This window comes from Pseudomonas sp. MAG002Y, from assembly GCF_019400845.1.
GTDB classification, from domain to species: domain Bacteria; phylum Pseudomonadota; class Gammaproteobacteria; order Pseudomonadales; family Pseudomonadaceae; genus Chryseomonas; species Chryseomonas luteola.
Genome location: NZ_WOEJ01000002.1, coordinates 357680 through 379189, shown reverse-complemented (window position 1 = coordinate 379189; position 21510 = coordinate 357680). Strand labels below are relative to the sequence as shown.

At 56.3% G+C, this 21510-nt stretch carries 22 protein-coding genes and 1 tRNA gene; 14 read left to right on the top strand and 9 right to left on the bottom strand.

Features of this window, described 5'->3' with window-relative positions:
* Nucleotides 1-98: 98 nt before the first annotated feature.
* Together upp and GM154_RS04640 are read left to right on the top strand one after the other, a co-directional pair.
* Nucleotides 99-737 (top strand): uracil phosphoribosyltransferase, encoded by a 639-nt coding sequence (gene upp / locus GM154_RS04645; protein ID WP_010795605.1) that lies wholly within the window; start codon nt 99-101, stop codon nt 735-737.
* Between the two features lie 2 nt (nt 738-739).
* A complete protein-coding gene (locus GM154_RS04640; protein WP_026003818.1) occupies nt 740-2005 on the top strand; it encodes a uracil-xanthine permease family protein in 1266 nt (421 codons plus the stop codon).
* A 46-nt stretch (nt 2006-2051) separates the two neighbouring features.
* On the opposite strand, the gene hemH is transcribed toward GM154_RS04640, so the two are convergent.
* Both hemH and GM154_RS04630 read right to left on the bottom strand, forming a co-directional pair.
* Nucleotides 2052-3077, bottom strand: coding sequence for a ferrochelatase (gene hemH, locus GM154_RS04635; RefSeq protein ID WP_074822371.1), 1026 nt, complete (start codon nt 3075-3077; stop codon nt 2052-2054).
* On the bottom strand, nt 3074-3982 hold the full coding sequence (locus GM154_RS04630; RefSeq protein WP_074822368.1) for a TIGR01777 family oxidoreductase: 909 nt from the start codon (nt 3980-3982) through the stop codon (nt 3074-3076). The genes hemH and GM154_RS04630 overlap by 4 nt, the downstream gene beginning before the upstream one ends.
* A 176-nt stretch (nt 3983-4158) precedes the next feature.
* On the opposite strand from GM154_RS04630, the gene GM154_RS04625 reads away from it, so the two are divergent.
* The 4 genes from GM154_RS04625 (at nt 4159) to phrB (ending at nt 8660) form a co-directional block, all read left to right on the top strand.
* Complete coding sequence (locus GM154_RS04625) at nt 4159-5145, top strand: NAD(P)/FAD-dependent oxidoreductase (RefSeq protein WP_219651134.1); 987 nt, start codon at nt 4159-4161, stop codon at nt 5143-5145.
* 161 nt (nt 5146-5306) lie between these two features.
* Nucleotides 5307-6278, top strand: coding sequence for a DUF523 and DUF1722 domain-containing protein (locus GM154_RS04620; RefSeq protein WP_074822361.1), 972 nt, complete (start codon nt 5307-5309; stop codon nt 6276-6278).
* 1 nt (nt 6279) lies between these two features.
* On the top strand, nt 6280-7227 hold the full coding sequence (locus GM154_RS04615; RefSeq protein WP_258019714.1) for a MerR family transcriptional regulator: 948 nt from the start codon (nt 6280-6282) through the stop codon (nt 7225-7227).
* Nucleotides 7224-8660, top strand: coding sequence for a deoxyribodipyrimidine photo-lyase (gene phrB, locus GM154_RS04610; RefSeq protein WP_219651133.1), 1437 nt, complete (start codon nt 7224-7226; stop codon nt 8658-8660). The genes GM154_RS04615 and phrB overlap by 4 nt, the downstream gene beginning before the upstream one ends.
* Before the next feature lie 44 nt (nt 8661-8704).
* Here the strand turns inward: phrB and GM154_RS04605 are convergent, their stop codons facing one another.
* From GM154_RS04605 to hemA, 6 genes are all read right to left on the bottom strand, one after another.
* The gene (locus GM154_RS04605) at nt 8705-9229 is read right to left on the bottom strand and encodes an acyloxyacyl hydrolase (RefSeq protein WP_019364858.1); all 525 of its coding nucleotides are present in this window, start codon (nt 9227-9229) and stop codon (nt 8705-8707) included.
* An 89-nt stretch (nt 9230-9318) separates the two neighbouring features.
* Nucleotides 9319-10113 (bottom strand): glutamate racemase, encoded by a 795-nt coding sequence (gene murI / locus GM154_RS04600; RefSeq protein WP_010795614.1) that lies wholly within the window; start codon nt 10111-10113, stop codon nt 9319-9321.
* Nucleotides 10103-10861 (bottom strand): molybdopterin-synthase adenylyltransferase MoeB, encoded by a 759-nt coding sequence (locus GM154_RS04595; RefSeq protein WP_219651132.1) that lies wholly within the window; start codon nt 10859-10861, stop codon nt 10103-10105. Before GM154_RS04595 ends, murI begins: the two co-directional genes overlap by 11 nt.
* Nucleotides 10855-11685 (bottom strand): peptide chain release factor N(5)-glutamine methyltransferase, encoded by an 831-nt coding sequence (gene prmC, locus GM154_RS04590; RefSeq protein WP_219651131.1) that lies wholly within the window; start codon nt 11683-11685, stop codon nt 10855-10857. Before prmC ends, GM154_RS04595 begins: the two co-directional genes overlap by 7 nt.
* Nucleotide 11686: 1 nt before the next feature.
* Complete coding sequence (gene prfA, locus GM154_RS04585; protein WP_122041743.1) at nt 11687-12769, bottom strand: peptide chain release factor 1; 1083 nt, start codon at nt 12767-12769, stop codon at nt 11687-11689.
* Nucleotides 12766-14034: a glutamyl-tRNA reductase gene (gene hemA, locus GM154_RS04580; protein ID WP_219651130.1), complete on the bottom strand. Its 1269-nt coding sequence runs from the start codon at nt 14032-14034 to the stop codon at nt 12766-12768. The genes prfA and hemA overlap by 4 nt, the downstream gene beginning before the upstream one ends.
* 133 nt (nt 14035-14167) lie before the next feature.
* Between hemA and GM154_RS04575 the strand changes: the two genes are divergently transcribed.
* The 8 genes from GM154_RS04575 (at nt 14168) to ychF (ending at nt 21041) form a co-directional block, all read left to right on the top strand.
* A complete protein-coding gene (locus GM154_RS04575; RefSeq protein ID WP_219651129.1) occupies nt 14168-15898 on the top strand; it encodes a tetratricopeptide repeat protein in 1731 nt (576 codons plus the stop codon).
* An 8-nt stretch (nt 15899-15906) separates the two neighbouring features.
* Nucleotides 15907-16518 carry a lipoprotein insertase outer membrane protein LolB gene (gene lolB / locus GM154_RS04570; RefSeq protein ID WP_308460589.1) on the top strand — a complete coding sequence of 204 codons (612 nt, stop codon included), beginning with the start codon at nt 15907-15909 and terminating at the stop codon, nt 16516-16518.
* Nucleotides 16515-17363 (top strand): 4-(cytidine 5'-diphospho)-2-C-methyl-D-erythritol kinase, encoded by an 849-nt coding sequence (ispE, locus tag GM154_RS04565; protein WP_019364855.1) that lies wholly within the window; start codon nt 16515-16517, stop codon nt 17361-17363. Before lolB ends, ispE begins: the two co-directional genes overlap by 4 nt.
* 31 nt (nt 17364-17394) lie before the next feature.
* A tRNA-Gln gene (locus GM154_RS04560) sits at nt 17395-17469 on the top strand.
* Nucleotides 17470-17513: 44 nt separating this feature from the next.
* Nucleotides 17514-18455 carry a ribose-phosphate pyrophosphokinase gene (locus tag GM154_RS04555; protein ID WP_019364854.1) on the top strand — a complete coding sequence of 314 codons (942 nt, stop codon included), beginning with the start codon at nt 17514-17516 and terminating at the stop codon, nt 18453-18455.
* Between the two features lie 107 nt (nt 18456-18562).
* Nucleotides 18563-19180, top strand: coding sequence for a 50S ribosomal protein L25/general stress protein Ctc (locus tag GM154_RS04550; protein WP_010795623.1), 618 nt, complete (start codon nt 18563-18565; stop codon nt 19178-19180).
* Between the two features lie 152 nt (nt 19181-19332).
* Nucleotides 19333-19917, top strand: a complete 585-nt coding sequence (gene pth / locus GM154_RS04545; RefSeq protein WP_219651127.1) for an aminoacyl-tRNA hydrolase — start codon at nt 19333-19335, stop codon at nt 19915-19917.
* A gap of 23 nt (nt 19918-19940) precedes the next feature.
* Nucleotides 19941-21041: a redox-regulated ATPase YchF gene (gene ychF / locus GM154_RS04540; protein WP_010795625.1), complete on the top strand. Its 1101-nt coding sequence runs from the start codon at nt 19941-19943 to the stop codon at nt 21039-21041.
* Between the two features lie 79 nt (nt 21042-21120).
* On the opposite strand, the gene GM154_RS04535 is transcribed toward ychF, so the two are convergent.
* Nucleotides 21121-21297 (bottom strand): hypothetical protein, encoded by a 177-nt coding sequence (locus GM154_RS04535; protein ID WP_219651126.1) that lies wholly within the window; start codon nt 21295-21297, stop codon nt 21121-21123.
* Nucleotides 21298-21510 lie beyond the last annotated feature (213 nt).

Genomic DNA, 21510 nt, shown 5'->3' with positions numbered 1-21510 from the left:
CGTCGGCGAGCAAGCCAATCGCGACAAAACATCTGCCCGAAAGGGACCCTAATGATTTAATCTAGCGTAATTTTGCCAGTACGCCGGAGACCATTCCCATGCCCATCCATGAAATTCGACATCCGCTGATCCGCCACAAGCTTGGATTGATGCGGCGGGCCGATATTAGCACCAAAAATTTTCGGGAATTGGCACAAGAAGTCAGCGCCCTGCTCACCTATGAAGCTACAAAGGATCTTCCTGTCGAAAATGTCGACATCGAAGGCTGGTGTGGCACCGTAGCGGTTGAGAAGATTTCTGGCAAGAAGGTAACAGTCGTACCGATCCTGCGCGCCGGCATCGGCATGCTTGACGGCGTCCTCAGCCTCATTCCCAGCGCCAAGGTGAGCGTGATCGGCTTGGCGCGCAACGAGGAAACGCTTGAAGCCCATACCTATCTGGAAAAGCTCGTCGGCGAGCTCGATCGCCGTCTGGCCATGATCATCGACCCTATGCTGGCGACGGGCGGCTCCATGATTGCCACCATCGATATGCTCAAGAAAGCAGGTGCCAAAGAAATTCGTGCACTGGTCCTTGTAGCTGCACCGGAAGGCATTGCTGCGGTCGAAAAGGCTCACCCCGATGTCAGCATCTATACCGCCTCCGTAGATCAGCGTCTGGATGAGCATGGCTACATCCTCCCTGGACTTGGTGATGCCGGTGACAAGATCTTCGGCACCAAGCAAAAGGACACTTGATAGTGCAGTCTCATAACGATCCGCTATGGCGACAGATTTTGTCTGGCGCACAAATGCTGTTTGTCGCCTTTGGCGCATTGGTCCTGATGCCGCTCATTACCGGCATGGATCCAAACGTTGCGCTCTTTACTGCCGGATTGGGCACGCTCTTGTTCCACCTCGTGACAGGCCGTCAAGTGCCGGTCTTCCTGGCGTCAAGCTTTGCGTTCATCGCTCCGATCATTGCGGCCAAGGCCGAGTTCGGTCTGCCTTCCGTGCTGGGTGGCGTGGTCGCGGCCGGTTTCGTTTATACCTTCCTGGGCCTGGCCGTTAAGCTCAAGGGGATTGGCTTCATCGACCGGCTCCTGCCCCCGGTCGTGATTGCACCAGTCATCATTTCCATTGGTCTTGGCATGTCCCCGGTGGCAGCCAATATGGCCATGGGCAAGGCTGGCGATGGCAGTGCGCAGCTGGTCCCCTATGCCACCGCCATGCTGGTCTCCATGCCTGCGCTGATAACCACGCTGATTGTGGCTATCTACGGCCGTGGCATTTTCAAGCTGGTACCGATCCTGGCAGGCATCATCGTGGGTTACACCCTTGCGTTCCTGTTTGGCCTGGTGCATACCGATGCGATTGCTGCAGCCCCCTGGCTGGCCGTCCCCCATTTTGTCGCCCCTGAATTCCACTGGGGAGCGATCCTGTTCATGGTGCCGGTCGCCTTGGCGCCAGCCATCGAACATGTGGGCGGCGTTATTGCCGTGGGTGGCGTCACTGGCAACAACTACCTGAAAAAACCTGGCCTGCACCGTACCTTGCTGGGTGATGGTATCGCCACTTCATCGGCCGGCCTGTTTGGCGGACCGCCCAATACGACCTACGCCGAAGTAACCGGCGCGGTCATGCTGACCAAGAATTACAACCCCAAGATCATGCTGTGGGCGGCCGGCTTTGCCATTGCCCTCGCCTTCGTCGGTAAATTCGGTGCCGCCTTGCAGAGCATTCCGGTGCCGGTCATGGGCGGCATCCTATGCCTGCTGTTCGGTTCGATTGCCGTGGTCGGCCTCAATACCCTGATTCGTCATCAGGTCGATCTGTCCGAGGCACGCAACCTTGTAATCGTATCGGTGACCCTGGTCTTTGGGATCGGCGGCATCGTGATCGGTAATGGCGAGGTTGGTCTGAAGGGCATTTCGCTTTGCGGCATTGTAGCCATTGGGCTCAACCTGCTACTACCGGGACACAATCACTGGCGTAAGGATGCACCGCCGCCGGATAGTCTTCTGTAAAAAAAAGCCCCGCTAAAGCGGGGCTTTTTATATTCAGATTCCAGACTCACACCGCACGGGGCACCCGCTCACACAGGGTGGTGAGCGCATCAACCCACGCGGGATGATCATTCAGACACGGCACCAGTACCAGCTCCTGACCACCGGCTTCTTCAAACTGCTCCTTGCCGCGCATGCCGATTTCTTCCAGCGTCTCGATACAGTCCGCGACAAACGCAGGACACATTACCAGAAGACGCTTCACTCCCTGGGCAGCCAGCTCATCGAGACGTGCCTCGGTGTAAGGCTCGATCCACTTGGCGCGGCCAAGGCGCGACTGGAACGAGAAGGACCACTGATCCGGCCTCAGGCCTGCCTCGCGGGCAAATCCTTCCGCCGTGCGAATACATTGCGCACGGTAGCAGCTTTCCAATACGGCGCCCTTAGCATTCTGGCAGCAGTCAGCGCCCTTCAGGCAATGTGTACCGCTTGGGTCGGACTTGTGCAGATGCCGCTCGGGCAGACCATGAAAACTCATCAATACATGATCGAACGGCTGCTGTAAGTAGGACTCGGTACTCTTGACCAGGGCCTCAAGATACTCGGGCTGATCATAAAACGGCGGCAGTATATGCATCTTCAATTTCAGCCGCTGCTCCAGAATGACCTTGCGAGCCAGCTCCACAGCGGTAGTGACCGTGCTGTCGGCAAATTGAGGATAAAGCGGCGCAAAAGTAACTTCGGAAACGCCCTGCGTCGCCAACCGGGTCAATACCGACTCAATGGAGGGTTCGCCGTACCGCATCGCCAACTCCACCGGGCCATGGGTCCATTTGGCGCGCATGGCATCCTGCAGGCGACGGCTGAGCACAACCAGCGGAGAGCCCTCTTCCCACCAGATGGACGAATAAGCATGGGCCGAGGCCGCCGGCCGCTTGGCCAGGATCAGGGAGACCAACAGGCGACGCGCGGGCCATGGCAGATCTACTACGTAGGGGTCCATCAGGAACTGGTTGAGATAGCGCCGTACATCAGGTACCGACGTCGACGCCGGGGAGCCCAGGTTGACGAGCAATAATGCGTGATCAGTCATGAATAGTCCTTAGCGCGCAGCAGGTCGTTCAGTGCCGCGTCCAAATCGGTAAAGCGAAAGGTATAACCTGCATCCAGCAATCGCTGAGGCAAGGCTCTCTGCCCACCCAGCAGCAGACTCGACATCTCTCCCATCAGGCGCAAGGCAAAGGCGGGAACAGGTATTCGTGCGGGACGATGCAGTGCACGTCCTAGAGCCTGTGCAAAATCGGCATTACGTACCGGTTGTGGTGAACACAGATTATAAGGGCCACTGGCCGACTCCTGGTTCAGAAGAAAATCGATGGCCCCGATTTGATCTTTCAAATGAATCCAGGGCATCCATTGACGTCCGCTGCCCAAGCGCCCGCCCAGGCCCAGGCGAAACATAGGTAAAAGACGCTGCATGAAGCCATCATCCGCAGCCAGTACCAGCCCTGTCCGAAGCGTGACGACACGCACACCTAAAGCCTCTGTCTCATTAGCGACCTGCTCCCAGGCTACACATAGCTCGCTAGCAAAGTCATGACCAGGGACCGCATCATCCTCCTTGAGCGGCTTCTCTCCCCCATCACCGTAATAGCCGACAGCAGATCCGGAAAGCAGCACCCTGGGCGGTTTTGGCTGCGCCCTCATCCAGTCCACCAGGGATTCGGTCAGCGCAATCCGGCTCCGCCAGAGCTCAGCCTTGCGCGATGACGTCCATGGCTTGTCCGCTATAGGCGCGCCGGCCAGGTTGATAACCGCATCGACCGGCTCGCCGTTTATTTCGTCCAGACGGGCAATGGCACGCACCGAGGCGCCGCACTCACGGGCCACTTTGTCGGGCGAACGGCTTAACACAGTCAGGCTATGCCCTTTCGTCAGCCAGTCATGACACAACGCCCGGCCGATCAAGCCTGTACCGCCGGTCAGCACTATATGCATGTCGTCGTTCCTTCTTCATTTGGGGCCACATTAACGCGTCGCGCTGAAGACCTCTTCAGGTTTGTTTGTTAAGGTCATAGTGCAACTGGATCAGCTTTGTCACAGTCGTACTCGTAGAGCCTGCTTAATTGCAAAACGTTCGTCGACAGGTTCTGCCAAGACAAGCGAGGCCTTTCATGACAGCACCCATCGCCATCATCGGCGCCGGCATTGCCGGGCTTTCCGCCGCCCATGTCCTCAACGCGGCAGGACATGAGGTTCATCTGTTCGAAAAAAGCCGTGGAAGTGGAGGCCGTATGGCCAGCAAGCGGAGCGATTTCGGCTCGCTTGATCTGGGAGCCCAATACTTCACTGCCCGTGACCGCCGCTTCATCGATGCGGTCAGCCAATGGCGCATCCAAGGCTGCGTAGCGGAGTGGGACCCAGCCCTGTACCAGTACCGGGCGGGCGCGCTCGCACCCTCTCAGGATGAACAGCCGCGCTGGGTCGGCATACCCCGTATGAGCGCCATTACCCGAGCCATGGTCGGGGATCTGCCGGCATCCTTTGGCTGCCGGATTACCGAAGCATTCCGTGGCCCCCAACATTGGTCTCTGCAGGACGCCGACGGTCACAACCACGGCCCGTTCAGCCACGTTATCATCGCAACACCTGCACCCCAGGCGACGCCGCTCTTGGCCACTGCGCCAAAGCTTGCCGCAGTGGCGGCCGGTGTGGTGATGGATCCGACCTGGTCGGTTGCACTGGCCTTCAAGACGCCGCTTGATACGCCTGTTGAAGCCTGCTTCGTTCAGGAAGGTGAGCTGGACTGGTTTGCTCGCAACCGCTGCAAGCCAGGCCGGGAAACCGATTACGACACCTGGGTTCTCCATGGAACCAGCGCCTGGAGTCGAGAACACTTGGATGCACCCAAGGAACAGGTTATCGAACAGCTTCATGGTGCCTTTGCCGAACTCATCGGTTGCGCAGTACCCGAACCGGCCTTCACGCTGGCTCATCGCTGGCTTTATGCACGTCCGGCGCAAGGCCATCAATGGGGCGCGCTGGCTGACGCGGACCTGGGTATTTATGCCTGTGGAGACTGGTGTGGTACAGGCCGTGTAGAAGGTGCCTGGCTGAGCGGTTTTGATGCCGCCAGTCGTTTGCTTGATCATCTAGAATGACCTCATCCAGCGCCGCGCAAGGCTCGCGGCGCTCCGCAGCACACCTACCTTGCGTCTGATTTGTCGAATTATCACCGCCACCTCTGGTCAATAACGATATTGAACTTGTACAAGAATAATAGTTTGTATAAGTTTTGTACGTTCAATTTTGGAGGTGGCGCATGCCTTTTCGCCAATCGACGTCATTACCTCGTCCCAAGCTAGGAATCAGCGCTTGCCTGCTGGGCGAGCCGGTCCGCTACAATGGCGGCCACAAGGAATCCCGCTTGTGCAGCCACACGTTTGCCGAACATTTCGATTTTGTACAGGTGTGTCCGGAAATGGCGATTGGCCTGGGTACGCCCCGTGAACCGATCCGTCTGGTTGGTACACCTGAACAAACGCGAGCCGTAGGTACAGTCAACCGGGAACTCGACGTAACGGATGCGCTGGCCAACTATGGCAAGAAAATGGCGACCGAGCTGGATGATCTATCCGGATTCATCTTCATGCAAAAATCGCCTTCCTGTGGAATGGAGCGCGTAAAGATCTATTCAGAACACGGCATGCCCAGTCAGCCTGAAGGCCAGGGTGTATTTGCTCGTGTCTTCTGTGAGCTTCGCCCAGAGTTACCGGTTGAGGAAGCAGGTCGGCTGAATGACCCTGTGCTCCGGGAAAACTTCGTGACACGTGTGTTCGCCTATGCACAGTGGCAACAGCTGTTGCGTGAAGGCCTGACACGCAAAGCGATCCTGGGCTTTCATTCCCGCTATAAGTACCAGCTGATGGCCAATGCCCCCGAGCAGTTCAGAACACTGGGACGCATGTTGGGTGAAATCGGGCTACACGATCCACAGGAGCTGGGCCCTCACTACTTCAAGGGTGTGATGAGCGCACTCAAGCGTTGCGCTACCCGGGGAACCCACTGCAACGTCCTGTATCACCTGTTTGGTTATTTGAAGAATGCGCTGAGCCCGGCGGATAAAGAAGAAATGCAGCGCCTGATCGAGCAGTATCACAGCGGTATTGTTCCATTGGTGGTGCCCCTGACACTGCTCAAGCATCACTTCCGCCGCCATCCCCATGACTACGTAATCGAGCAATCCTACCTGCAACCGCACCCGGAAGATTTGAGCTTGAGAAATGCCATCTGACATGCAGTCCATACCCAGCAAGTCCCCAACAGAAATCGAAGGGGACGGTGACTATCAGGCCGCCTTGAATGAAGGCTGGCTTCCCATACGTGAAGTTGCCCGACGCACGGGGGTCAATGCCGTCACACTTCGAGCCTGGGAGCGACGCTACGGGCTGATCATTCCCAAGCGAACACCTAAAGGGCACCGCCTTTATGGTGAAAGCCATATCGAGCGCATTAAAAATATTCTGGCCTGGATCAACCGTGGCGTTGCTGTCGGCCAGGTCAAGGCACTGCTGGACAGTCAGCGCCCGCTTTCATCGCCCAATGACACCCCCTGGGTCGCGCTGCGCCAGGAAATGCTGGACGCTGTGCGTGAGCTGGCTGGGCGACGTCTGGATGAAGCTTATAACCGAACGGCAGCCCTTTACCCGCCCCGGGTGCTGTGCGAACAATTGCTGATGCCGCTGGTCGAGCATCTTGAACAGCACCGCAAGGCGCCTCTGATTGGCTCCCTGGAGCAATCCTTTTTTCTGTCCTGGTTGCGTAGCAAGCTTGGGGCACGGATTTACCACAATAATTATCAACTCAAAGGGCAGTCCGTTCTGCTGGCCAGTCTGGCTGAAACACCAATGAATGCCGGACTCTGGCTCAGCGCCTGGCTATTGAGCAACGCCGACTGTCCAATTGAAACATTGGAATGGCCGCTTGCGCTGGATGCCTACGCACTGGCCGCCGAACGCATGTCGCCGCGCTGTCTTGTACTGTATTTAAATGCTCCGCTGGAATCACAGCAGATACAACAGCTGCGCAGGTTGGCTGAGACATGCCCTGTTCCCGTCATCATTGCCGGTCCGGCAGCCAAATTGCTGGATGACGCTAGCAAGACTGCATTGAATGTGGCCTATGATCCTCTGGATGTCTTCAGTCGTCTTCAAGCATTGGGGTTGATGGCAGAACACGTATGACCCAACTCGTCTGGTTCCGTACCGATCTTCGTGTACGGGACAATACGGCATTGGCTGCCGCTTGCGCAGCCGGACCAGTGCTGGCCCTTTATCTGATTACACCCGAACAATGGCAGGAACACGACGACTCTCCTGCCAAGGTCGACTTCTGGCGCCGGAACCTGAAAGTCTTGGCCGAGACGCTGCATACGCTCAACATCCCCCTGTTGATTCGGCAAGTGGCTCGCTGGGCTGATGCGGCCGCTATTGTCGCCAAGCTAAGCCAACAACATGGTATTCAGACCGTTCATGTCAATGCTGAATATGGTGTCAACGAACAACGTCGTGATGATGCAGTAAAGGCAGCGCTGGACTGCAATCGAATAGGCTTTCAGCGTCATCTGGATCAGCTGTTTTTCGAGCCTGGCTCGGTGCTTACGAAGAGTGAGGGTTACTTCAAGGTCTTCGGCCAGTTTCGTAAAACCTGCATCAATCTCCTACAGCATAGCCTTCCACCGCTTAGCCCGCCGCCCCATGTCCAGGCTATGCGCTCCATCGAATCGGATCCCGTACCTAACCAGATCCCCTCCTATGCGGCAGTCTCGAGCGTGATACAGCAGCAATGGCCTGCGGGCGAAAATGAAGCGCATGCCAGACTGCGTCGCTTTGTCGATGAGCGCATGGAGGTATATCACGACGACCGGGACTTTCCTTCTCGCCCTGGTACCAGTGAGTTATCCGCTTATCTTGCAGCAGGCGTGCTCTCCCCTCGCCAATGTCTGCACGCGGTGTTGAGCGCCAACCGGGGCGAGCTGACGACCGGAGCGCCAGGCGCATCGACCTGGATCGACGAGCTACTATGGCGAGAGTTCTACAAGCACATTCTGGTAGGTTATCCCCATGTTTCGATGAGCAGAGCGTTTCACAGGCATACCGAGGCGCTACCCTGGCGGCGGGATACAGACGATCTTGACGCATGGAAATACGGCAAAACCGGTATTCCGATCATTGATGCAGCCATGCGTCAGATGCGTGAAACAGGCTGGATGCACAACCGGCTGCGCATGATCACTGCCATGTTTCTGAGCAAGAATCTGTTAATTGACTGGCGCGAAGGTGAACGCTGGTTCATGCAAAACCTGATCGATGGCGATCTGGCTGCCAATAATGGTGGATGGCAGTGGAGCGCCTCGACTGGCACTGACTCAGTGCCCTATTTCCGAATATTCAATACCTATTCGCAATCGGAGCGGTTTGATCCCAAGGGACGCTTCATTCGTACCTGGGTTCCAGAGCTGGCCTCGCTCGATGACAAGGCTATTCATAACCCGCTCAAGCGGTGGCAGCGTGCCATCAAGGACTACCCAGCGCCTATCGTCGAAGTCAAGGAGAGCCGTGAACGCGCCTTGATGGCGTTCAGAAACCTGCCCAAGCCTGCCAAACGCCAGGCATGAAAAAGCCGGACTTCAAGGTCCGGCTCTGGCGAAACGACTATGAATCAGATCGTGTGGCTGTAGAACAGCGCGTACGATTCGATACCGTCGTTAGGCTCCTTGATACCTGCGTTGGAGTAATGCGTCGCGCGAATGCCTACTCGCTGGGTTTCGCCGATCTTTACGCCTGCGCCAATGCGGTCTTCAAAGTTGAAGGCTGAGCCCAGATCCTGTTCACCGACACGAGTGCTTGAAAAGACAGACACACCGATACCGGCTTCAATAAAGGGTTTAACAGAACCGTTACCGAACTCGTATACGAATACCGGAGCAAAGGACAGGGAATGCTTGGCAGAAGAGTAATGGTCAGCGCCTTCCCAGTAGGTATAGCCAGCATCCCAGTAACCTGTCAGGCGTCCCGTGGATGTCTCCCACCAGCTCTTGTTCCAGTCGAAGCCCATTCCCAGACGATACGTCATATCGCCTTGGCCCGTTACACCTACTGCGCCGGACACCTCAGCCGCTTGAGCGGAAAGAATGGATCCGGCAGAAAGCGCGGCCACAATGGCCAGTGGAAGCAATTTTTTCATCTGAAAGTCCTTGTATTATTTTGTAACACGTACAACGTTACATTATGGGAGACACTTCTCATCCTGAAAAGATAGCAAACTAACTGATTTCAGAAAGGCAGCGTTTCCACTGACGCAACTTTGCCCCATAGGCTAGGCAACACCGTTGAAAACTGCTCGACATCCCCACTTGTCCAGAAACGGCATTCCAAAGGAGTGTCCGTTGCCATCTGGTCTTTTTCATGGATCAACGAGCTCAGTCGACGTGCAACCGCCGAGCCGGTGTCGATGAGAGTAATTTCAGCAGGCAGCAGTTCCCTTAGTAATGGCTTCAGGAAGGGATAATGCGTACACCCCAGAATGATCGTGTCACAGCCAGCTGCCAGCAGTGGTGCTACATACTCTTTCAGCAACGCCCGGGTCACGGGGCCAGTCAGGTCTCCGATCTCTACCCGCTCCACTAGCCCCGGACAAGGCTGAGTGACGACCCTGACCGTACTGGCGAAGCGATCCAACAAGGCGGCAAATCGTGCGCTTTGAAGCGTCCCAGTGGTTGCCAGAACCCCCACCACACCCGACTTTGTCGCTGCAGCCGCCGGCTTCACCGCAGGCTCCATACCCACGATAGGCCACTGTGCATGACATTCGCGCAGGTCGTTTACAGCCGCTACGGTAGCTGTATTGCACGCCAGCACCATTGCCTTGGCGCCTTTCTCGAGAAAGAACTCAGCTACCTGCTGGCAACGCTCACGAATGAAAGCCGGATCTTTTTCCCCGTAAGGAATATGAGCACAATCCGCTGCATATAACAGCGACTCACCCGGTAGAAGCCCATGAATTTCACGCAGGACGGACAATCCGCCTACGCCAGAATCAAAAACACCAATAGGTGCATTACTCGGCATGGCGTTTTCCACATACCTCACAAGCAGGGTCACGGCGCACTTTCAGCTCTCTGAAGCGTGACGTGAGCGCATCAATCAACAGCAGGCGCCCCACCAGAGGAGAGCCGAACGCTGCAAGCAGTTTCAAGGCTTCCAACGCCTGAAGGCTTCCTACCAGCCCTACCAAGGGCCCTACGACCCCAGCTTCACTACAGGTTAGCTCCGTCTCGCTACCATGACCGTAGAGGCAGTGATAACACGGACTGTCTTCATGTCTTGGGTCGAATACGCTGAGCTGCCCTTCAAGTCGAATGGCGGCACCACTTACCAAAGGCCGAGCCGCGGATACACATGCGGCATTCACGGCCTCTCGAGTGGAAAAATTATCGGAGCAGTCCAGCACGACGTCTACGCGTTCGACCGCTGCAGCCAGGGAGTCGGCATCCAAGGCAGTTCGGTAAGCGTTATAGGTGATTTCAGGATTGATCGCCTGCAGCCGATCCAGCGCCGAATCGACTTTGCTACGCCCTACCTGGGCCGTGTCATGGATGACCTGCCGCTGCAGATTGGTCATGTCGACCGTGTCGAAATCGGCAAGATGCAACTCACCCACACCCGCGGCGGCCAGATACAGCGCAACCGGGGAGCCCAGGCCACCCAGGCCTATGATCAGCGCCCTGCCCTGCTTGAGACGCAGCTGCCCTTCTATATCGATCTGAGGCAACAGAATCTGCCGGCTGTAGCGCAACAGCTCCGCATCGCTCAGCACGGCCGCTGCCCCAGTGTCACGCGCTCATGTCCACCCAGATCGCGACGGCTTTCAACCGATATGAAGCCCTGCTCAGTCAGTAGCGACCTGACCGCTGGAGCCTGATCGAACCCATGCTCCAGAAGCAGCCATCCACTGGGTAACAAATGTTCCGGGGCCTGCCGAACGATAAGGCGAATATCATCCAGACCATCGTCACCCGCAACCAATGCAGAGGCAGGCTCGTAGCGAACATCCCCTTCATCAAGGTGCGGATCATTGTGTGGAATATAGGGAGGATTGCTGACAATGACGTCAAACCGCTCTGCGGAAAGCGCAGCGAACCAATGACTTTGCTGAAAAGAGGCATTCGAAATGCCCAGTCGTGCCCGATTTCGCTCAGCGAGCACTACCGCACCGTCTACACGATCCACCCCTATTACCTGCCACTGCGCACGCTCATGGGCCAGCGCCAGGGCGATGGCACCAGTACCTGTTCCCAGGTCAAGTACGCGTCTGCGTTCGGCACCTGTCAGAGCCAGCGCAGTTTCAACCAGAAGCTCCGTGTCAGGGCGCGGTATCAGGGTATCAGGCGAGACCTCGAGATCGAGCGACCAGAACCCTTGATGGCCCAGGATATAAGCTATCGGTTCCCCATCTCGACGACGCTCGATAAAGGTGCTGTAAAGATCCTTGGCTTCACGCGTCACAATACGTTCAGGCCAGGTACGCAGGAAGCTACGCGGCTTTCCCAGCGCAGCCGCTAACAGCAATTCGGCATCCAGACGCTCGCTGGGTGAATCCGGCAGGCGCGCTTCCTTGAGCAATGCCCCGATAGTGGCCATATCAGTCCCCCAAGGCCGCCAGTTGGTCGGCCTGATATTCCTGCAGGAGAGGCTCGATGACCTGTTGCACCGCGCCCTCCATGACTTCACCCAGAGAGTACAAGGTCAGGTTGATACGGTGATCGGTCACACGGCCCTGTGGAAAATTATAGGTCCGGATACGCTCGGAACGATCCCCTGAGCCTACCAGCAATTTACGGGTGCTGGCGATAGCCTGCTGATGTGCCGCCTGTTGCTGGTCATTGAGCTTGGCCGCCAACCACGCCATGGCCTTGGCGCGGTTCTTGTGCTGTGAACGCTCCTCCTGGCACTCGACGACAATACCGCTGGGAAGGTGCGTGATACGAATGGCCGACTCGGTTTTGTTGACGTGCTGACCACCGGCGCCGGAGGAGCGATAGGTATCAATACGCAAATCCGCCGGGTTGATCTCCACAGCTGCCTGCTCATCAGGTTCCGGCAGCACAGCTACCGTACAGGCCGATGTATGGATTCGCCCTTGAGACTCGGTCTCGGGAACCCGTTGGACACGATGGGCGCCAGACTCGAATTTGAGCTTGGCGTAGACGTTGTCGCCCTCTACACGGGCAATCACTTCCTTGTAGCCACCATGCTCGCCCAGGTTCTCGGACATGACCTCTATGCGCCAGCCTTGACGCTCGGCATAGCGCGAATACATGCGGAACAGATCCCCGGCAAAAATGGCGGCCTCATCCCCACCGGTTCCGGCACGAATCTCAAGGAAAACGTTGCGACTGTCATTAGGATCGCGAGGCAGCAGCATTCGCTGTAGCTGATTTTCCAGGTCGATCAGCGCGGCTTCTGCCTGCTCGGCCTCTTCTTCGGCCATGGCCCGCATTTCCGGGTCGCTGTCCTTTAGCAGGGCACGAGCGCCTTCCAGATCGGCCTGCACCTTGCGAAATTCCCGAAGCGCCATGATGACCGGCTCGATTTCCGCATATTCCTTCGAATAAGCACGAAACTGGGTCTGGTCACTGATTACATCGGCATCACCGAGCAGCGCTGTCAGCTCCTCGAAACGATCATTTAATCCATCGAGCTTTTGCAGCAGAGAGGCTTTCATTTTTTATCCACGCCCTCGTCGAGAGCGAACAGTTCCTGAGCCAAAGCCAGCGCATCGATGCGCCCTTCAGCAGACAATTTCTTGAGTTGCACACTAGGCGCGTGCAACAACTTGTTGGTCAGGCTACGTGCCAGCGCGGCCAGCACCTGATCAGGCGCAACACCATTGGCGAGCTGCCGCTGAGCACGAGCCAGTTCGTCATCACGCATCTGCTCGGCCTGTTGCCGGTAGGCTCGCAATACATCCACCGCTGCCAGCTCACGCAGACGATGCATGAACTCATCGACCCCAGCCAACACCAGTTTTTCGGCAGCCTGGGCAGCGCCCTGCCGGCTCTTAAGGTTCTCGGTGATGACCTCATGCAGATCGTCGACGGTGTACAGGTACACATCGTCCAGCTCGCTGACCTCCGGCTCGATATCGCGCGGCACTGCAATATCCACCATGAACATCGGCTTGTGCTTGCGCTGCTTGAGCGCACGCTCAACGGCACCTTTACCCAGGATGGGCAACTGGCTTGCCGTCGAGCTGATCACGATGTCGCTATTGGGCAGCTCTTCCGGAATATCGGCAAGCAGAATCGTATGCGCCCCGAACTGCTCTGCCAGGTGACTGGCGCGCTCGAGTGTCCGGTTGGCGACCACAATCCGCTTGACGCCCTGCTCGTAGAGGTGCCTTGCCACCAGCGTAATGGTTTCTCCTGCGCCAATCAAAAGCGCCTGACTGCGATTGAGATCACTGAAGATCTGCTTGGCCAGACTTACCGCAGCAAAGGCAACCGAAACCGGGTTTTCGCCAATGGCGGTATCGGTACGGACACTTTTCGCCGTGTTGAACGTTGCCTGAAAAAGACGCCCTAACAAGGGGCCTACAGTGCCCGCTTCGCGTGCTACCGCGTAGGCTGATTTCATCTGGCCCAGAATCTGCGGCTCGCCCAGGATCATGGAGTCCAGACCGGACGCTACACGCATCATGTGCTGGACCGCCTCGTCATCCTCATGAATGTACGCGCAGGCACGCAACTCATCCAGCGAGAGATGATGATAGTGGGCGAGCCATGCCAGAACGTTGTCCGGAAGGGGCTGCTCCATTTCCAGATAGAGCTCACTACGGTTACAGGTCGACAGAATGGCCGCCTCGCGACTCACGGTCTCCCGGCACAGTTGCCGTAATGCCTCTACCATTTGCTCAGGGGTGAACGCTACGCGTTCGCGTACATCCACTGAGGCGGTCTTGTGATTGATGCCAAGCGCGAGGAAAGCCATGCAGAATCGCTAAGTTTTTTGGAAAGCCGGTAATTGTCCTACGTCGTCGATTGAACGACAACTATCAGGCCCATGTGCTTGCCTAATACCTTGTGGCATGATGGGCTGAATGCAGAGAGGCCGTTTCGATCTCATGACTAAATATCTCGCGCTGCTGACCACTGCGCTGCTATTGGGTGGCTGCCAAAACCTGGCCAGCCACACGAATTCTGAACAAACCAAACCTGAACAGGCTGCACCTGCTGCTGCGCCAGCCCAGCCGGAAAAGTACGGCTCCTTCAGGGAAGACACCTTATATGACCTGCTGGTTGCAGAACTGGCCGGGCAACGCAATCGATTCGATATTGCATTGGCCAATTACGTCGAACAGGCCCAGAGCACTCAGGATCCCGGCGTAGCCGAACGCGCGTTTCGCATCGCAGAATACCTGGGTGCAGACAGTTCCGCCTTGGATACCTCTGTTATATGGGCGAAGAACGCGCCAGACAACCTTGATGCCCAACGCGCTGCTGCCATCATGTTGGCACGTGCCGGCCAATATGACGAATCCATGACCTACATGGAGAAAGTTCTGCAGGGCCAGGGCGACACCCATTTCGATTTTCTTGCCCTGTCGGCAGCCGAGACGGACGCAGACACCCGCGCGGGCCTGCTCAAAAGCTTTGATCGCCTTCAGGCCAAGTACCCCGAGAACGGCCAGCTGTTGTTCGGCAAGGCATTGCTGCTTCAGCAGGACGGACGAGTCGACGAGGCGCTGACGTTACTGGAAGATCACCCTGCCGCCAGACATGAAGTGGCACCGCTGCTGCTCAGAGCCCGCATGCTTCAGAGTCTTGGTCGTAGCAAGGAAGCCCTTCCGCTGCTGGAAAATGGAATCAAGGAGCATCCGGACGATAAACGTCTGCGCCTCGCTCATGCCCGCCTGCTGGTTGAGCTAAACAAGCTTGATCAGGCCAAGCAGGAGTTTGCGGACCTGGTCGCACAGTTTCCCGATGATGACGATCTTCGCTTTTCCCTGGCACTGGTATGCCTGGAAGCCGAAGCCTGGGCTGACGCACGCACCTATCTGGAAGAACTGGTTCAGCGTGGCAGCCACGTGGACGCGGCCCACTTCAACCTGGGGCGTGTCGCCGAAGAATTGAATGATCCCGAACAGGCGCTGACCCAATACGCATTGGTCGGCCCGGGTAGCGACTACCTACCCGCCCAGCAGCGTCAGGCTGAAATCCTGATGGGTCAGGGGCGATTCGAAGAAGCCAAATCGCTTCTTGCAGCCTCTCGCCAACGCCAGCCTGACTATGCGGTCCAGCTCTACCTGCTCGAGGCCGAAAGCCTGACCAACAACAATCAGTCGGAGGCGGCCTGGAATACCATTCAGCAGGGCCTCAAGCTGTATCCAAACGACCTCAATTTACTCTATACCCGTGCCATGGTATCGGAGAAGCGCGGAGACCTTGGTCAATTGGAAAGGGATCTACGCCTTATTCTCAAGCAGGATCCCGACAATGCCATGGCGCTCAATGCGCTCGGCTACACCCTGGCCGACCGTACGACCCGCTACGTCGAAGCACGCACGCTGATCGAGAAAGCTCATCAGATCAATCCTGATGATCCCGCTATCCTCGATAGCATGGGATGGATCAATTACCGCCAGGGCAAGTTTGATCTTGCAGAGCAGTATCTACGCCAAGCCCTTCAGCGCTTCCCCGATACCGAGATCGGCGCACATCTGGGCGAAGTTCTCTGGGCGCGAGGCAAGAAGCAGGAAGCACGCAAGGTATGGGCGGCGGCGGCTGAACAGTCCCCTGATAACGCCGTGCTACGTAGCACGCTCAAACGATTGACAGGCTCAGAAACACTGTGAAATTCAATATCCGCTTTATCCTCATAATGGCATTTCTGGCATTCCTGGCCGGGTGCGCGGGTCAAGTGCCCCATGAAACGGTCGAAGGGCATGGCAACAGCGCAGCCTGGAAGGCTCACAAGGCACGCATTACGACGCTGGACGGTTGGCAGATCAACGGCAAGGTAGGTATCCGTGCTCCCAATGATTCCGGTAGTGGCACCCTATTCTGGCTTCAGCGGCAAGGGTATTTCGATATACGCCTGTCGGGACCTCTAGGCCGTGGCGCAGCTCGTCTGACAGGACGCCCAGACGACGTCACGCTGGAGGTAGCCAATCAGGGGCGTTACCACGCAGACTCCCCCGAGGCGCTTCTTGAGCAGCAGCTCGGCTGGCGCTTACCCGTTTCCCATTTGCTCTGGTGGGTGCGTGGACTTCCAGCTCCAGACAGCCGCAGCCAACTTACACTGGACGGCGACAGTCACCTGTCCCGCCTCGTCCAGGACGGCTGGACCGTGGAGTACACCCGCTACACCGAACAGAATGGCTATAGCCTGCCCGAGCGCTTGAAGCTCAAAGGTCAGGACCTCGATGTGACACTGGTTATCAAGGACTGGCAGCCACGCCAGCTAGGCCAATGAAAGACGTGTTGACCTTACCGGCCCCAGCCAAGCTGAACCTTTTCCTTCATATCCTGGGTCGGCGCGACGACGGCTACCACGAGTTGCAGACACTGTTTCAGTTCGTGGACTATGCCGATGAGCTCAAGTTTGCGCTGCGTGATGACGGTCAGATCCGGTTGCATACCGTCCTTCCCGGTGTTGAACATGATTCCAACCTGATCGTTCGTGCCGCTCGGCTTCTCCAACAGACAACTCACTGCTCTCTTGGAGCGGATATCTGGCTGGATAAGCGGCTGCCTATGGGCGGTGGTATCGGAGGCGGCAGCTCGAATGCAGCGACTACCCTGCTCGGGCTGAATTACCTCTGGAAGCTCAACGTCAGCGAAGAGGCCCTGGCAGAGCTTGGCCTTACCCTTGGCGCGGACGTTCCGGTATTCGTGCGAGGCAAGGCAGCCTGGGCGGAAGGGATTGGTGAGCGACTGACGCCGGTAGAGATAGAAGAGCCCTGGTATCTGGTGGCTGTTCCGCAAGTGTCTGTAAGTACAGCAGAAATTTTTAACGATCCCCTGTTGACACGTGACACGCCTCCCAGTAAAGTTCGCCCCGTTCTCGAGTGGGGCGGTCGAAACGATTGCCAGAGCGTGGTAGAAAAGCGTTATCCAGAAATACGTAACGCTTTGATCTTGCTAAACAAATTTGTTTCAGCTAGATTAACCGGCACTGGCAGTTGCATATTTGGGGGGTTCCCAAATCAGACCGAAGCTGTTAAAGTTGCGGACCAACTTCCAGCTACCCTGCCAAGCTTCGTAGCTAAAGGAAGCAACACTTCAATGTTGCACCGTAAACTGGGAAGTTTGTTCTGAGAAACAGATACAACTGTATCTGAAACGTCACAGGGGCGTCGCCAAGCGGTAAGGCAGCAGGTTTTGATCCTGCCATGCGTTGGTTCGAATCCAGCCGCCCCTGCCATTTCCTTTTCATCAGGTCCACCCTCAGCCGGCAGGTACTGCAGCGTGTCCAAGATGATGGTCTTTACGGGGAACGCTAACCCCGATCTGGCACGGCGCATTGTGCGTCAGCTGCACATTCCTCTAGGTGATGTTTCCGTCGGTAAATTCTCCGATGGCGAAATCAGCGTCGAGATCAACGAAAACGTTCGTGGTAAGGACGTCTTCCTGATTCAGCCGACCTGTGCACCTACGAACGATAATCTGATGGAACTGGTCGTGATGGCTGATGCCTTCCGTCGTTCCTCAGCTACCCGAATCACTGCTGTTATCCCCTACTTCGGCTATGCACGTCAGGATCGCCGCCCGCGCTCCGCACGCGTTGCTATTAGCGCTAAAGTAGTGGCTGACATGCTTACCGTTGTCGGTGTCAACCGAGTTCTGACTGTCGATCTTCATGCCGACCAGATTCAGGGTTTCTTTGACATTCCCGTTGATAACATCTATGGCTCCCCCGCTCTGGTTGACGATATCGAAGACCAGCGTTTCGAGAACCTGATGATTGTTTCTCCCGACATTGGTGGTGTTGTTCGCGCACGCGCCGTGGCTAAAAGCCTGGGCGTAGATCTTGCGATCATCGACAAACGCCGTCCGAAAGCCAACCAGTCCGAAGTGATGCATATCATTGGCGACATCGAAGGCCGCACCTGCGTGCTAGTCGACGACATGGTTGATACAGCCGGTACACTTTGCCATGCCGCCAAGGCTCTGAAAGAGCATGGTGCATCCAAGGTATTGGCGTATTGCACGCACCCCGTGCTTTCCGGACGCGCAATCGAGAACATCAACACTTCCGTTCTTGATGAGCTTGTCGTTACCAACACCATTCCGCTTTCTGCTGCTGCGCAAGCCTGCACTCGTATCCGCCAGTTGGACATTGCTCCAGTGGTAGCCGAAGCTGTGCGTCGTATCAGCAATGAGGAATCCATCAGCGCCATGTTCCGTTAAGAACTGGTGCTGGTATAACGGCCCCGCATCATGCGGGGCTTTTTAGTCAATGGTCTGATCGCTGGTCGCAAGTGACTCAGGCAATTGTCTTTTTTAGGAGACTACAAATGGTCGACTTTACTCTGAATGCCCAAGCGCGTTCCGATCTGGGGAAAGGTGCGAGCCGCCGCCTGCGTCGTAATGCCGAACAAGTTCCTGCCGTAATTTACGGTGGTGAAAAAGCGCCTGTATCCGTTACGCTGGAAGGCAAGGATCTGGCCAAGCTGTTGAACAACGAGGCTGCTTTCAGCCACGTAATCAACCTGAACGTTGACGGCCAGAACGAAAGCGTTCTGATCAAGGCACTGCAGCGTCACCCTGCCAAGGGCTACGTTATGCATGCTGACTTCCTGCGTGTAGTGGCTGGCCAAAAGCTGACCGCAACCGTTCCGCTGCACTTCATCAATCAGGAAGCTGCCATTGGCGTTAAGCAAGGCGGCGGTGAAGTTTCGCACAACGTGAACGAAGTAGAAGTCTCTTGCTTGCCAAAAGACCTGCCTGAGTTCATCGAAGTCGACATGTCCAAGGTCGAGCTGAACCAGATTGTTCACATGAGCGACCTGAAGCTGCCAGCTGGCGTTGAGCTGGTATCCCTGGCTCATGGCAGCGACCTGCCAGTAGCAAGCATCCACCTGTCCCGCGTCCAGGCTCCGGCTGAGGGCGAAGGCGAAGGTTCTGCTGAGTAAGGCATTGCCTAAGGCTTGTTGAGGAGAAGGTAACGCCTCTACAGCAGACTATTATGAGCGCATCGCCCTGATGCGCTTCTCGATAGGGTTACTCTGTCTGTATAGTCGCTGCCTTAACCTCATAGACAAACTTAGGAAGAAGGGCTCCCGTTATGACTGCCGTACAACTGATCGTTGGCTTGGGTAATCCAGGCGCTGAATACGAACAGACGCGGCATAATGCGGGGGCCCTTTTTGTTGAGCGTCTTGCTGCTCAACATCATGTCAATCTGGCCGCTGATCGCAAGTATCATGGCCTGACGGGCCGATTTACACATGACGGCCATGATGTTCGCCTCTTGATTCCTACGACCTACATGAACCGTAGCGGCCAAGCTGTTGCGGCGCTTGCAGGTTTTTACCGTATTCCTGTGGAATCCATTCTGGTCGCCCACGATGAGTTGGATATGCCGCCAGGTGTTGCCAAGTTGAAAAAAGGTGGCGGGCACGGTGGTCATAACGGCTTGCGCGATATCATTGCCCAATTGGGCAACCAAAACGGTTTTCATCGCCTACGGCTTGGCATTGGCCATCCGGGGCATAGCAGTCTAGTCTCCGGCTACGTATTGGGCCGCGCGCCACGTGCCGAACAGGAACTGCTGGATACCAGCATCGATTTTGCCCTCGGCGTGCTGCCGGACATTCTGGCCGGGGATTGGACCCGTGCCATGCAGCGCTTGCATAGCCAGAAGGCCTAACCTACTCCGCGAGGGACAATTTCATGGGATTTAACTGTGGCATCGTCGGCTTGCCCAACGTTGGCAAGTCCACTCTATTCAACGCCCTCACCAAGTCCGGCATTGCTGCAGAAAACTTTCCGTTCTGCACCATCGAGCCGAACAGCGGCATAGTGCCAATGCCTGATGCTCGACTCAATGCACTGGCCGAGATCGTCAAGCCCGAGCGCGTAATCCCTACAACCATGGAGTTCGTGGATATCGCCGGTCTGGTAGAAGGCGCATCCAAAGGCGAAGGCCTTGGAAACAAGTTCCTGGCCAACATCCGCGAAACTGATGCCATTGCTCATGTGGTTCGCTGCTTTGAAGACGAAAACGTTATTCACGTAGCCAACTCCGTTGACCCCAAGCGAGACATTGAGGTCATTGACCTTGAGCTGATCTTTGCGGACCTGGAAAGCTGTGAGAAGCAATTGCAGCGAGTGGTTCGCAACGCCAAGGGCGGCGATAAGGAGGCAGTAGCTCAAAAAGCACTTCTTGAAAAGCTGATTCCTCATTTCGAAGCAGGAAAGCCTGCGCGCAGCCTGTTGAAGGACATGGATGACGAACAGAAGCGCATGGTACGCGGCTTTCATCTGCTGACCAGCAAGCCGGTCATGTATATCGCCAACGTGGCTGAAGACGGATTCGAAAACAATCCTCATCTGGATATCGTCAAAGGCATTGCTGCCGAAGAAGGCGCAATTGTTGTTCCGGTATGCAACAAAATCGAAGCTGAAATTGCCGAGCTGGATGATGGTGAGGAAAAGGACATGTTCCTTGAGTCGCTAGGCTTGGAAGAGCCCGGCCTGAACCGCGTAATCCGCGCTGGCTATGAACTGCTGAATCTACAGACCTATTTCACTGCCGGAGTGAAGGAAGTTCGTGCCTGGACGGTCAAGGTAGGTGCTACCGCACCACAGGCAGCTGCCGTGATTCACACTGACTTTGAGAAAGGCTTCATCCGCGCCGAAGTGGTCGCCTATGACGACTTTATTCAGTACAAGGGTGAAAATGGCGCGAAGGAAGCAGGCAAATGGCGCCTGGAAGGTAAGGATTATATCGTCAAGGATGGCGACGTCATGCACTTCCGCTTCAACGTCTGATCTGCTCAGCGGACCTACGATGCAGGTCCGCCCCCCTTCCCTTCTACCTGCACATGCTCAAGACAGCAGCAACTTACGTCTACTGGTTGACTGGCAAAGCCGCATGCAGTTGAGTCAGCTCGTTGACCTTGTCGTATAGCTTGTCGGTACTGGTAGCCATGGTGGTAGGCACAAACTGGTTAGGCTGGGAAAAACCAGCAGCCATGGTGGTAAATTTCCACTGCGCCTTAACCTTGCATAAGGCAACAGCAGTCACTTGATTTGGCGTTCCTGCTTGCCAAATAGTGCTTCAAAGTCTCTTACCAATGCCTCGAATGCTCTTTCCAGATCAGGCACAGTTGCTCATAACGACTCCATCACGACAAGCTCACTTCAGCGCTTTTACAGAAGTGCTGCGTTAATCTTTCAGGAAGAAATAAAGGTAGCGTGAGCAAAATGGAGGACGAAGCAATAAGGACCATTCTGCCGG

Bases quoted from the DNA above. Each gene is read 5' to 3' on its own strand.
- upp (WP_010795605.1), top strand. From the start codon at position 99: ATGCCCATCCATGAAATTCGACATCCGCTGATCCGCCACAAGCTTGGA.
- hemH (WP_074822371.1), bottom strand. From the start codon at position 3,077: ATGACTGATCACGCATTATTGCTCGTCAACCTGGGCTCCCCGGCGTCG.
- GM154_RS04630 (WP_074822368.1), bottom strand. From the start codon at position 3,982: ATGCATATAGTGCTGACCGGCGGTACAGGCTTGATCGGCCGGGCGTTG.
- GM154_RS04625 (WP_219651134.1), top strand. From the start codon at position 4,159: ATGACAGCACCCATCGCCATCATCGGCGCCGGCATTGCCGGGCTTTCC.
- GM154_RS04620 (WP_074822361.1), top strand. From the start codon at position 5,307: ATGCCTTTTCGCCAATCGACGTCATTACCTCGTCCCAAGCTAGGAATC.
- GM154_RS04615 (WP_258019714.1), top strand. From the start codon at position 6,280: ATGCAGTCCATACCCAGCAAGTCCCCAACAGAAATCGAAGGGGACGGT.
- phrB (WP_219651133.1), top strand. From the start codon at position 7,224: ATGACCCAACTCGTCTGGTTCCGTACCGATCTTCGTGTACGGGACAAT.
- GM154_RS04605 (WP_019364858.1), bottom strand. From the start codon at position 9,229: ATGAAAAAATTGCTTCCACTGGCCATTGTGGCCGCGCTTTCTGCCGGA.
- murI (WP_010795614.1), bottom strand. From the start codon at position 10,113: ATGCCGAGTAATGCACCTATTGGTGTTTTTGATTCTGGCGTAGGCGGA.
- prmC (WP_219651131.1), bottom strand. From the start codon at position 11,685: ATGGCCACTATCGGGGCATTGCTCAAGGAAGCGCGCCTGCCGGATTCA.
- prfA (WP_122041743.1), bottom strand. From the start codon at position 12,769: ATGAAAGCCTCTCTGCTGCAAAAGCTCGATGGATTAAATGATCGTTTC.
- hemA (WP_219651130.1), bottom strand. From the start codon at position 14,034: ATGGCTTTCCTCGCGCTTGGCATCAATCACAAGACCGCCTCAGTGGAT.
- GM154_RS04575 (WP_219651129.1), top strand. From the start codon at position 14,168: ATGACTAAATATCTCGCGCTGCTGACCACTGCGCTGCTATTGGGTGGC.
- ispE (WP_019364855.1), top strand. From the start codon at position 16,515: ATGAAAGACGTGTTGACCTTACCGGCCCCAGCCAAGCTGAACCTTTTC.
- GM154_RS04550 (WP_010795623.1), top strand. From the start codon at position 18,563: ATGGTCGACTTTACTCTGAATGCCCAAGCGCGTTCCGATCTGGGGAAA.
- pth (WP_219651127.1), top strand. From the start codon at position 19,333: ATGACTGCCGTACAACTGATCGTTGGCTTGGGTAATCCAGGCGCTGAA.
- ychF (WP_010795625.1), top strand. From the start codon at position 19,941: ATGGGATTTAACTGTGGCATCGTCGGCTTGCCCAACGTTGGCAAGTCC.